General features: G+C 61.2%; 10 protein-coding genes. 1 reads left to right on the top strand and 9 read right to left on the bottom strand.

Annotation, left to right across the window (positions count from 1 at the left end):
• Positions 1-60: 60 nt before the first annotated feature.
• The 8 genes from AB4O35_RS03455 to AB4O35_RS03420 form a co-directional block, all read right to left on the bottom strand.
• A complete protein-coding gene (locus tag AB4O35_RS03455) occupies positions 61-690 on the bottom strand; it encodes a glutathione S-transferase family protein (protein WP_065880147.1) in 630 nt (209 codons plus the stop codon).
• Positions 691-751: 61 nt separating this feature from the next.
• Positions 752-934 (bottom strand): hypothetical protein, encoded by a 183-nt coding sequence (locus AB4O35_RS03450; protein WP_065871834.1) that lies wholly within the window; start codon positions 932-934, stop codon positions 752-754.
• Positions 931-2034 (bottom strand): PepSY-associated TM helix domain-containing protein, encoded by a 1104-nt coding sequence (locus AB4O35_RS03445; protein ID WP_065871833.1) that lies wholly within the window; start codon positions 2032-2034, stop codon positions 931-933. Before AB4O35_RS03445 ends, AB4O35_RS03450 begins: the two co-directional genes overlap by 4 nt.
• A gap of 62 nt (positions 2035-2096) precedes the next feature.
• Positions 2097-4529, bottom strand: coding sequence for a TonB-dependent siderophore receptor (locus AB4O35_RS03440; protein WP_065880146.1), 2433 nt, complete (start codon positions 4527-4529; stop codon positions 2097-2099).
• Positions 4530-4727: 198 nt separating this feature from the next.
• The gene (locus tag AB4O35_RS03435) at positions 4728-5696 is read right to left on the bottom strand and encodes a FecR domain-containing protein (RefSeq protein ID WP_065891370.1); all 969 of its coding nucleotides are present in this window, start codon (positions 5694-5696) and stop codon (positions 4728-4730) included.
• Complete coding sequence (locus tag AB4O35_RS03430) at positions 5693-6211, bottom strand: RNA polymerase sigma factor (protein WP_049711220.1); 519 nt, start codon at positions 6209-6211, stop codon at positions 5693-5695. Before AB4O35_RS03430 ends, AB4O35_RS03435 begins: the two co-directional genes overlap by 4 nt.
• A gap of 100 nt (positions 6212-6311) precedes the next feature.
• Entirely contained in the window at positions 6312-7019 is a 708-nt protein-coding gene (locus AB4O35_RS03425) for a 3'-5' exonuclease (RefSeq protein ID WP_065871829.1), read from the bottom strand.
• Positions 7016-8938, bottom strand: a complete 1923-nt coding sequence (locus tag AB4O35_RS03420) for a putative nucleotidyltransferase substrate binding domain-containing protein (RefSeq protein WP_065871828.1) — start codon at positions 8936-8938, stop codon at positions 7016-7018. The genes AB4O35_RS03425 and AB4O35_RS03420 overlap by 4 nt, the downstream gene beginning before the upstream one ends.
• Positions 8939-9183: 245 nt before the next feature.
• Between AB4O35_RS03420 and AB4O35_RS03415 the strand changes: the two genes are divergently transcribed.
• A complete protein-coding gene (locus AB4O35_RS03415) occupies positions 9184-9630 on the top strand; it encodes a response regulator (RefSeq protein ID WP_065871827.1) in 447 nt (148 codons plus the stop codon).
• A 201-nt stretch (positions 9631-9831) separates the two neighbouring features.
• On the opposite strand, the gene AB4O35_RS03410 is transcribed toward AB4O35_RS03415, so the two are convergent.
• The gene (locus AB4O35_RS03410) at positions 9832-12009 is read right to left on the bottom strand and encodes a malate synthase G (RefSeq protein ID WP_065945505.1); all 2178 of its coding nucleotides are present in this window, start codon (positions 12007-12009) and stop codon (positions 9832-9834) included.
• Between the last annotated feature and the right edge of the window lie 106 nt (positions 12010-12115).

Genomic DNA, 12115 nt, shown 5'->3' with positions numbered 1-12115 from the left:
TTCAACTGAGCCACCGCATTCGCGAGCAAGCCCGCTCCCACAGGGGAATGACGGTGAATCTTAGATGGGTGGCTGGGTGTCCAGCATCGACGGCCGCTGGCTGACCTCGGCATACCAGGCGGCAAGCTGCGGGTTATCCGAGCGCCATTGCATGTCCGGATGACGGAAATCCAGGTAACCCAAGGCGCAGGCCACGCTGATGGCGGCGATGTCGAAGTGGCTGGTCAGTTCGGCAATCGCATCCGCCTCTAACTCAGCGAGGCTGCGGCGGATCTTGTTGCGTTGCTCGTCGAGCCATTGGTCCCAGTGTTTTTCCGCTGGGCGCAGCGCGGTCTCGTAACGCACCAGCACGGCGGCATCCATGATGCCGTCGGCCATCGAGGCCAGGGTCAGGCGGCGCCAGCGGGCCGAGCCGTCGCGAGGGATCAGCGGGTTGCCGACGTGCTGGTGGTCGAAGTAATCAAGGATCACCCGGCTGTCGTGCAGTACCGTGCCGTCGGCCAGGCGCAGGGCCGGGATCTTACCCACCGGGTTGCCTTGCACCACGTGGGCGTCCGGGTTGACCGGGGTCGGCATGCACCCGTGCAGGGCCACGCGATCTTGCTGGCCGGTTTCGGCCAGCAGCACACGGACCTTGCGCACGAACGGTGAAGCGGGGTTGTGGAACAGGGTCATGCTGGGAGCGGACATGGGCATTCCTCAAGATGGGCAGTGGCTAGCCTAGAGGGTTGCATGACGGCTGGCGAGGCCCTTAGCCGCGCCGTTTGAACAACGCGTACACGCCTATAACTGCTGGCACCCCTAAACCCACCCAACCGAGCGAATCCCAAATCCCATCCCCGAGCAACGCCGCAAACAACCCGGCGGCGCTGAGCACGCCAATCCCCAGGGGAATGCCAAACACCTTCCAGAAATTCGACCGGCGCGGCTTCATGCCTTGCCCGCCTTGCGCCGCACGATCCACAAATAAATCCCGCTCACCAGCACGATGATGGTCAGCACATCCAAGACGGCCCAGAGGATTTTCATCGGCATGCCGCCGTAGTCGCCAAAGTGCAGCGGTTGGGACATGCCCATGGCGTCCATGTACCACGGCCGTTCGGCGATGGCGGTGACGGCCAGGGTACTGGCGTCGATCAGCACCGGTGTGAGCAAGTGCGACGTCAGGTGGGTGCTGCCCTTCATGAACACCGCGTAGTGGTGCTCACTGGAAAAGCGCGTGCCGGGGAAGGCGATAAAGTCCGGCTGCATGCCTGGCGCAGCCTTTGCTGCGATGGTCAGTAACTCGGTGGCCGGGGCGCGTTGGGTCAGGGGGGGCGCGCTTTTATAGGGCTCGATCATCGCGCTGAGGCTGTCCTGGCGCCAGGCGGCGATGATCAGGTCGGCGCAGGCGCTGATCACGCCGGTCACGCCCACCACCAGTGCCCAGGTCAACGTGACCACACCGATCAGGTTATGCAAGTCGAGCCAACGCAGACGGGTGGACTTGTCCTGGCGCACGGTGGCGAATGTCAGGCGGCGCATGAACGGCAGGTACAGCACCGTGCCGGAGATAATCGCCAGCACAAACAGAATGCCCATGAACGCCAGCAGCAACTTGCCTGGCAGACCGGCAAACATATCCACATGCAAACGCAACAGGAACAGGGTGAACCCACCGTTGGCCGCCGGGGTTTCCACCGCTTCACCGGTGCGCGCATCCAGCATGAAAGTGTGCGACGAGTTGGGTTCGGTGCCGGCGGTAGCGGCCATGATTGCGATCACGCCGTTCTGGTCGTCTTCGTCCCAGGCCAGGTACTGCATGGCTTCGCCGGGGCGATGAGCCTGAGCTTTAGCCACAAGCTGCTCGAGGTTGAGCCGTGGCGTATCGGCGGGCATCTGCGCCAGTTCAGGCTCATTGCCCAGCAGGTGGTCGATCTCATGGTGAAACACCAGCGGCAGGCCAGTCAGGGCGAGCAGCAGCAGGAATACCGTGCAGATCAGGCTGGTCCAAGTGTGGATGAAGGACCAGCGGCGGATGGTTTTGCTTTTCATTTTCTAACCTTCAGACACACCCAAGCCGCTCAAGGGAGCGGCCTGGTTGTTGGCTCAGCCGATTACCACTGGTAGGTGGCGCTGGCGACTACGCTGCGTTGGTCGCCGAAGTAGCAGTAGGAACCGTCACAGGTGGAGATGTAGTCCTTGTTAAATAGGTTGGTGGCGTTGAGTTTGACCGATGCACCTTTGAGGCTGTTGTCGAGGCGGCCCAAATCGTAATGCACCGCACCGTCGAACACGGTGTAGGCGTTGGCCTTACCCAGCCAGGTGTTGCCTTGGTCGCCATAGGTGTTGCCGGTGTAGCGGGCGCCGAAGCCAATACCGAAGCCGTCGAGTACGCCGGTGTGCCAGGTGTAGTCGGTCCAAAGCGAAGCCTGCTGGTTGGGCATCAGTTGCAGGCGGTTGCCCTTGAAGTCGCCTTTTTGCACTTCGGATTTGGCCAGGGTGTACGCCGCGATAACCTTGAGGTTCTCGGTCACGTCAGAAACGGTTTCCAGTTCCAGGCCTTTGACTTTCACTTCGCCGGTCTGATCGGTGATCGGGGTGCCGCTCGTTCCGGTGCTGGTGACCAGTACGTTTTTCTGCGTGAGGCTATAGATCGCCGCACTCAGCAACGTATTGGAGCCAGGTGGCTGATACTTGATTCCCAGTTCCCATTGCTTACCTTCGGTGGGCTTATACGACTTGACCGGGTCGGCGCTGGCGTTGCTTGCTGGCTGGAAGGATTCGGCGTAGGACAGGTATGGCACGAAGCCCGAATCGAACACATAGCTGACTGCCGCGTTGCCGCTGAAGTTTTTGTTGCGGTCTGTGTTGGTCGCGTCTTGTTTGTTGAAGTACGTGGTGCCTTGGTGCACCCAGTCTTCACGACCACCGAGGGTCAGGCGCCAGTTGTTGAGGGCCATCTGGTCTTGCACGTAGAGGCCGGTCTGCACGGTTTTCTGGTTGTAGTCGTAGAACGCATCGGAGCGCGCCGGGCGCACTACCGGCGTGGTATTGACCGGGTTGAAGATATTGACACGCCCGGCACCCCCGAAGATCGACAGGTACGAGGTGTCGGTCCGCTGGTGGTCCAGTCCCAGCAACAGGGTGTGGGTGACATCACCGGTGGCGAAGTCGGCCTGGAAGTTGTTATCCACCGCGAACTGTCCGATGTTCTCGTCGACGTTGGTCGAGAGGCGATCCATGTTGCCCGCTGCATCCACTGGAGCGAAGGCATAGGAACCCACGGTCAGTTGCTGGAACGACAACTCCGACTTGGTGTAACGCAGGTTCTGCTTGAACTGCCAGGTATCGTTGAAGCGATGCTCGAAGGCATAGCCCAGCGCGTAGTAAGTGCGGTCGTAGAACTCGTAATCTGGATCGCCCAGGTTCTTGTGATGTGATACGTCGCCCAATGGCGATTTGATCTTGGTGCCCACGATCGGCAGGAACTGACTGGTGGCGCCAGTATCGTCACGCGTGAACTGCGAGAGCAGTGTCAGCTTGGTGTCGGTGTCGATGTTCCAGGTCAGGCTCGGCGCAATGTTGTAGCGCTTGTTGTCGATGTGGTCGACTTGGGTGCCCGCATCGCGTACCACACCGCTGACGCCATACAGGAACTGGCCTTCATCATCGATCTTGCCGGTGCTGGCGAAGTTGATCTGGCGGTAGTTGTCACTGCCGTATTGCACTTGGATGGCATGACTGGACTCTTCGCTGGGACGCCGGCTGACCATGTCCAGCAGGCCGCCCGGTGGCGTCTGGCCGTACACCGATGAGGCCGGGCCGCGCAGCAGGGCAAGGCGGTCGAGGTTCCAGGTTTCGGCTTTCGGGTTGGCGTACACACCGCGTGGCAGCGGCAGGCCGTCGAGGAACTGGGTCGGTTCGAAACCGCGCACGCGCATCCAATCGTAGCGGGTGTCGCTGCCGTAGCTGGCAGACACGATGCCCGGCATGTATTTGACGGCGTCATCCAGGTTCTGCACGTTGCGGTCCTGCATCTGCTCGCGGGTGGCGACAGAGATCGAGCGCGGCGCTTCAACCAGCGCAGTGTCGGTCTTGGTGCCGGCGGCAGTGCGCGTGGCCAGATAGCCTTGCACCGGGCCCCAGGCACTTTCCTGGCTGCCGTCTTGGCCAGTGATGTTGGTGACCGGCAGCGCCATCACGCCCTCCGGAATCGCCACCAAGGTGTAAGTCCCCGCGCTGCTCTGCTCCAGTTGCAACCCCGTCCCACGCAACGCTTCACGCAGCGCACCCGGCGCATCGAACTGGCCCTGGACCGGTGCCGAGGTCTTGCCGGCGGCGAGCGCCGGGCTGAGGGTCAGCGCCAGGCCGCCCTGGCTGGCGATCTGGTTCAGGGTGCTGGCCAGTGGCGCCGCCGGCAGGTTGTAAGCACGCACGCTGGACGCCTGCTCGGCGGCGATCAGCACAGTGCTGGTCAGCGGGGCGCTGAGGGCGATGGCCACGGCTAACAGGCTGGGGCGCAACAAGGTGTCTAGGGTGCGGGACATAGGGCGGCTCCTGAATGGAAATATTTCTCAATTGCCTAGGTGCCGAACGAGAATCGAAAAGTGATAGGGCGAGGTGAAAATATTTTTCCAGGGTGTTCTTGAGGGCCTCATCGCAGGCAAGCCAGCTCCCACCTTGGAATGCATTTCAACGGTGGGAGCTGGCTTGCCTGCGATAGCGATAGCACGGGCACCGCGAACCTAAGGCTTGCCCTTCACCGTCACCCACCACGGCGTGTGCTGCTCAATCTGCACCGGCAACGTCGGCAGCAGCGCATTCAGCGCCAGCGTGGTGTCGTGCAACGGGAAACTGCCGGTGATACGCAAGTCGGCCACATCTTTATCCACACCCAGGTAACCGGTGCGGTAGCGGCCGAGCTCCTCGACCACATCCCCCAGGCGGGCGTTGTCGACCACCAGCATGCCGCGGGTCCAGGCGTCGGTGGCGGGGGTGACAGCCAGCAGCGGGCCGAGGCCGTCGCTGCGCATCAGCACTTGCTGGCCTTCCTTGAAGATCTGTTCCTGGTGCAGTGCCTCAGGCTGTGCGGCCACGGCGGACTGCAACACGCTCAAGCGCGTGGCGTCGTCTTCACGCTTGACGATAAACCGCGTGCCCAGCGCCCGCAGGCTGCCGTCGCGGGTTTGTACATAGAACGGGCGCGCATCGTTGTGGCCGGTCTCGACGAGGATCTCGCCTTCCTGCAACACAATCAGCCGGCGTTTCTGATCAAAACGCACGTCGATAGCACTGTGGGTATTGAGGTTGATCAGCGTACCGTCCGCCAGCTTCAGCGTGCGCTGCTCACCGGTGGCGGTACGTTGGTCGGCCAGCCAATAGTGGATCGGCACATAGCGCTCACCGGCAAACAACGCCACGCCAATGACCAGTGCAATGCTCGCCAAGCCGCTGCCCAACTTGCGCACGCGCTGGCGAATGCCTTCCCGCGATTGCAACAACGCCACCCGCGCCGGGCCCGAAGCGGCGCTGAAACGCTGGTCGAGCATGCCCAGTTGGCGCCAGGCGCGGGCGTGTTCTTCGTTGCTGGCCAGCCATTTATCGAATTCTTCGCGCTCAACCAGGCTGCCATCACCCGAATCGAGGGACAGTTGCCAGGCAATCGCGGCATCCAGCACGCGGGCCGAGACGGGTCTGGAACTGATCATTGTCACGTCGGCTCGCCATACAGGGCGATGTAGCACTGGCGAATGCCCTGGGCCAGGTACTGGCGCACGCGCGGCACGGACACGCCAAGGCGCTGGGCGATTTCTGCATGGCCCATGCCGTCGAGGCGGTTATAGAGGAAGGCGGCGCGGGCCTTGCTCGACAGCTTACCGAGCAGGCGGTCGATGGCCTTGAGGTCTTCGAGGATCAGTTGCTGCTCTTCCGGCGAGGGGTGCTCGCTTTCCGGGATCAGCATCAGTTCGGTGAGGTAGGCCTGTTCCAGCGCGGCGCGGCGGAAGTAGTCGAACAGCAAGCCCTTGGCGATGGCGACCAGGAACGCCCGAGGTTCGCGGGGTTCGCGCAGCTCGTCACGGCCCAGCAAGCGCATGAACGTGTCCTGGCTCAGGTCTTCGGCGCGGCTTGGGCAGGCCACGTTGCGTCGAAGCCAGGCCAGCAGCCAGCCACGATGGTCGCGATACAACGCGCCAACAAGCTCACTGTGTGGGTTCTGGACCGACGACAAGGCATCACCGAATAAACAAGAGGTTTAAACTAACGAGAATTATTCGCGATTGTGTCAGAGCCGTGGGGTGGGTGCAATTGGCGTCTGTCGGGAGATGGTATTAAAACGATGGCGCGTGTTTACGCCGCTTCCATTGGCTCAAGCGCTCTTGCAGCGTGTGGGGGGTGTCGATCTGTTGCTGGCGTGCGCGGCTGAACAGGATGAGCATCAGCTCCGCCGTGGCCAGGGCATCGGCGCTGGCATGATGGCGCTCGCCCACGTGCAGGTTGAAGTGGTTGATCCAGTCGTCCAGCCCGGCTTCGCGTATATGCGCCTCGGGGCACAGCAGCGGGGCGATGTCGGCAACATCAAGAAACGGATGCGTCAGGCGGTAACCCAGGCTGTCCTTGAGCGCCCGACACAACATGTGTTGATCGAACGGTGCGTGGAAGGCCAACAATGGGCTGTCGCCGACAAACGCCATGAAGTCCAGCAACGCCTCGGCCGGGTCGCTGCCGGCAGCAATGGCACTGGGGCCGAGGCCGTGGATCAATACACTGGGGCTGAGCTTGGTGTCGGCGCGTTGCAGCGTGCGCTCGAACAATTGAGAAAAGTCCACCGCGCCGTCTTCGATCACCACCGCACCGATGGACAGCACCTGATCACGGTTGAGGTTCAGGCCGCTGGTTTCCAGGTCCACCACCACCCAGCGCTGACTGCGCAAGGAACCGTCGCCCAGCGCGGTGGGCTTGCGCAGTTGCTCCAGGCGTTTTTGTTGCGCGGTATCCAGCCCAGGCTTTTTCGTACGCAGCCAGCTGAACAGGCTCACAGCTGATACCGCAATGTCAGGCTGCTTTGCAGGCGTTGAGCCTGGCGCAAGGACTCACGCAGGATGCGCCGGTCCAGGTGGTTGAGGCTGTCCGGGTCGACGCGGTTGGAGTACGGCTGGTTCTCGCGGGTTTGCAGTTGGTGCTGCTGCATGCGGGTCTGCTGGATGAAGTGGTAGGCCTCTTCATAGGCGGCGCCGTCCAGGGGCTCGATCACTTCCTTGACCACCAGTTGGCGCAAGCGCTCCAGGGTATTATTGGCGTGGATGCCGTTGGCCAGGGCCAGCAGGCGCGCGCCGTCGACAAACGGCGTCAGGCCTTGCACCTTGAGGTCGAGGGTGGCTTTTTCGCCGCCTTTACGCGTCAGCACAAACTCGCGGAAACGTCCCACAGGCGGCCGCTGGCGCAACGCGTTCTCAGCCAGCATGCGTTGAAACAAGCGGTTATCCGCGACCTGGTCAAGAATGCCCTGGCGCAATTGTTCGCAACCGCGCTCATCGCCCCACACCACGCGCAGGTCGAAATAAATGCTGGAGCCCAGCAGATTCTCCGGCGTCGCCTCGCGAATGAAGGCTGCAAACCGCCGCGCCCATTCCGCCCGCGACAGGCAAAGCTCTGGATTGCCGGCCATGATGTTGCCCTTGCACAGGCTGAACCCGCACAACGCCAGGCTCTGGTTGATCTGCTGTGCCAGCGGCAACAGCAATCCACGGATCTGCGCCGCTTCGGCGGTGTCCTTGGCATCGAACAGAATGCCGTTGTCCTGGTCGGTGTACAGCGTCTGCTCGCGACGACCTTCGCTGCCAAAACACAACCAACTGAATGGCACGCCGGGGTCGCCTTTTTCAGCCAGCGTGAGTTCGATCACCCGGCATACGGTGTGATCGTTAAGCAGCGTAATGATGTGGGTGATCTGGGTAGACGACGCGCCATGGGCCAGCATGCGTTCGACCAACTGGCCGATCTCGCCGCGAATCGCCACCAGGTTTTCCACGCGTGGCGCGTTACGGATGGTGCGCGCCAGGTGCACCAGGTCCACCCGTTGCAGGGAAAACAGATCGCGCTCGGACACCACGCCACACAGGCGTTGGTCTTTGACCAGGCACACGTGGGCGATATGCCGTTCGGTCATGGCGATGGCGGCGTCGAAGGCGCTGTGGTCCGGGGTCAAGAAGAAGGGCGCCTGGGTCATGTGGCCTTCGATGCCCTGGGTGAAGTCGCTGGTGCCATCGGCCACCACTTGGCGCAGGTCGCGCAGGGTGAAAATTCCCAGGGGCGCCTGGCCCTCATCGACGATCACAATGCTGCCCACCTGTTGTTCGTGCATCAGCGTCACCGCCTCGCGCAGCGGCGTGGTTGGGCTGCACATCACAGGGTGGCGCATGGCCAATTCGCCGAGGCGGGTATTCAATGAGTATTGAGTGCCGAGGGTTTCCACGGCTTTTTGTTGAACCTGTTGATTAACCGTGTCCAACAGGCTGCTGACGCCACGCAGGGCGAAGTCGCGAAACGGGCTGGAAAGCGCGAACAGTTTGATAAACGCCGGTTTGTTCAGTTGCAGGCAGAAGGTGTCTTCGGCCGCCTTGTGCTCGGTGCGGGTTGCCCGTTCACCTAACAGTGCCGCGAGGGGAAAGCACTCGCCCGTCGCGATTTCAAACGTGGTTTCGGCGCTGTCCGGGCGCTCACCCACGACCCTGCCCTGCTTGACGATATAAAAATGTTCAACCGGCCCGCCCGACGGTTTAAGGATGCTGTCTCCGGGGCCGTAAAAGCGCAGCTGGCACTGTTCCACCAAAAACGCCAGGTGTGCGTTTTCCATTTGGTTGAACGGCGGGAAGCGTTGCAAGAACTGCAGGGTGCCGTGAATGTTCTGCAACACAGCAGTTTTCCCCGCCTGGGCGAAGGCATCAGCTTTACTCATAACAGTGGCCGCGTTTTTTGTCGTTATCGTCCCTCATGGTCGACTCCCGCGCGGCGGGTGCCCATTGGACGTAAGTCTAGGTCGATACAGACCGCACAAACCTAGGGAAAAACCTTACATGACTATCGTCCAAACCCCGTAGAACGCCCACTAGTCAAACTTTCCGACGAAGTGCACATTGTTCGACCCTCCTGTGATGTCTGACGTCTGAGCGGAGGGGATTGATGAGAACTGCTGAGAACCGTATGTCCGACCACGATATTTTAAGCGATGCCGAGCGCGAGGCGCTGAGCGCCGTGATGCTGGAGCCTGATTTACCGCCACAACGCGTTTTGATTGTTGACGACGACAAGGACGCGCGTGAATTGTTGGCGGAGATCCTGGGGCTGGACGGTATTCGCTGCATGACTGCCGACAGTGGTGAGGCGGCGTGGGATTTATTGAAGTCCAGCAGCTCTATTGGATTGTTGATCACCGATCTGCGCATGCAGCCGAGCAGCGGCCTGGAGCTGATCAGGCAGGTACGCGAATCCACTCGCGCGGCTTTGCCGATCATCATCATGTCGGGGGACGCGGAAGCGCCGGATGTGATTGATGCGATGCATTTGAGTGTGGTGGACTTTTTGCTGAAGCCGATTGATAGCGTGAAGTTGGCGAAATTAGTGAAGCGGGAGTTGGGGATGGGGCAGTAGGGACCGTTGGTCGAGACTGTCATTTATGACCGTAGGCGTTAAGAGGGAATTTTTGTTCAGTGGTCTGGAGAGCATTGTGTGATGACCGTGCCTCGAAACCCTATGAACAGGAGTTTGTCATGAGTACTGAGCCATTATTGATTTGGCCGTTTTGAAAAAAGCCCTGATCTTACGACCAAGGCTTTTCATATCCGCGATTAATTACAGACCATTCCTGGCCTTGAACTCCCGCCGCCGACGATGCAACACCGGCTCGGTATACCCATTTGGCTGCTTGGTCCCTTCAACCACCAACTCCACCGCCGCCTGGAACGCGATATTGCTATCGAAATCCGGCGCCAACGGACGGTACAACTTGTCCCCCGCATTCTGACGGTCCACCACCGGCGCCATGCGCTTGAGGCTTTCCATCACCTGATCCTGAGTGACGATGCCGTGGCGCAGCCAGTTAGCGATGTGCTGGCTGGAGATGCGCAGGGTGGCGCGGTCTTCCATCAGGCCCACATCGTTGATGTCCGGCACTTTCGAGCAGCCGACGCCCTGGTCGATCCAGCGCACGACATAGCCAAGGATGCCTTGGGCATTGTTGTCCAGCTCGTTGCGGATTTCTTCGTCGGACCAATCGGTGTTGCTGGCCAGAGGAATCGTCAGGATGTCGTCCACCGAGGCGCGCTCGCGCTTGGCCAGCTCGGCCTGGCGGGCGAAAACGTCGACCTTGTGGTAGTGCAACGCGTGCAATGCGGCTGCCGTTGGCGACGGCACCCAGGCAGTGTTGGCACCGGCCAGTGGGTGGGCGATTTTCTGTTCGAGCATCGCGGCCATCAGGTCGGGCATGGCCCACATGCCTTTACCGATCTGCGCGCGACCTTGCAGGCCGGTGCTCAGGCCGATATCGACGTTCCAGTTCTCGTAGGCGCCGATCCATTTTTCCGCCTTCATCGCGGCCTTGCGCACCATCGCGCCGGCTTCCATGGAGGTGTGGATTTCATCGCCGGTACGGTCGAGGAAGCCGGTGTTGATAAACACCACACGCTCGCTGGCCGCCTTGATACAGGCCTTGAGGTTGACCGTGGTGCGGCGCTCCTCGTCCATGATCCCGACTTTCAGCGTGTTGCGCGGCAGGTTCAGCACGTCTTCGATGCGCCCGAACAGCTCGTTGGTGAACGCCGCTTCTTCGGGGCCGTGCATTTTCGGTTTAACGATGTAGACGGAACCGGTGCGGCTGTTCTTGCGGCTGCTGTTGCCGTTGAGGCTGTGGATCGCCGCGAGGCTGGTGAGCAGGCCGTCAAGAATGCCTTCCGGCACTTCGTTGCCGTCTTTGTCGAGGATCGCGTCGATGGTCATCAGGTGACCCACGTTGCGCACGAACAAGAGCGAACGGCCGTGCAGGGTCACGTCCTTGCCATCCACGCCAGTGTAGACGCGGTCGGCGTTCATGGTGCGGGTGAAGGTCTTGCCGCCCTTGGCTACTTCTTCGGCCAGGTCGCCCTTCATCAGGCCGAGCCAGTTGCGGTAGATCACCACCTTGTCATCGGCATCGACGGCGGCGACAGAGTCTTCGCAGTCCATGATGGTGGTCAGCGCGGCTTCCATCAGCACGTCTTTGACACCGGCGGCATCGGTCTGGCCGACCGGGGTGCTGGCGTCGATCTGGATTTCGAAGTGCAGGCCGTTGTGTTTCAGCAGGATCGCAATCGGCTCAGCCGCAGGGCCTTGGAAACCGATCAACTGCGCGTCGTCACGCAGGCCGCTGTTGCTGCCGCCCTTGAGGCTGACGATCAGCTTGCCATCGGCAATCTTGTAGCCGGTGGACTCGGCGTGGCTGCCGGCGCTGAGCGGGGCGGCCTCATCGAGGAAAGCGCGGGCGAAGGCGATGACCTTGTCGCCGCGCACTTTGTTGTAGCCCTGGCCCTTCTCGGCGCCATCGGCTTCACTGATGGCGTCGGTGCCATACAGCGCGTCATACAACGAACCCCAGCGCGCATTCGAGGCGTTTAGTGCGAAGCGCGCATTCATCACCGGCACGACCAACTGCGGGCCGGCCATGCGGGCGATTTCGTCATCGACGTTTTGGGTTGTGGCCTGGAAGTCTGCAGCTTCTGGCAGCAGGTAGCCGATGTCTTGCAGGAAGGCTTTGTAGGCCACCGGGTCGTGAGCCTGGCCGGCGTGGGTCTGGTGCCAGGTATCGATGCGCGCCTGGAAATCGTCGCGTTTGGCGAGTAGGGCTTTGTTCTTCGGTGCCAGGTCATGGATGACCTTGTCGGCACCGGCCCAGAACTGGTCGGCAGTGATGCCCGTACCGGGAATGGCTTCGTTGTTCACGAAGTCGAACAGGACTTTGGCGACCTGCAGGCCACCGACTTGAACGTGTTCAGTCATTGCTTGCCTCACTCTGCGGAGCTAATGCGCTTTTTCAGATTTTCATTATGTAGTGCACGGTTGGGCATACTACATGATGACTTGCGGTTGTGAAAATTAGACTAAA

The sequence above is a fragment of the Pseudomonas sp. H1_A03 genome (genome assembly GCF_054685145.1).
This window is presented reverse-complemented; position numbering and strand designations above follow the sequence as displayed.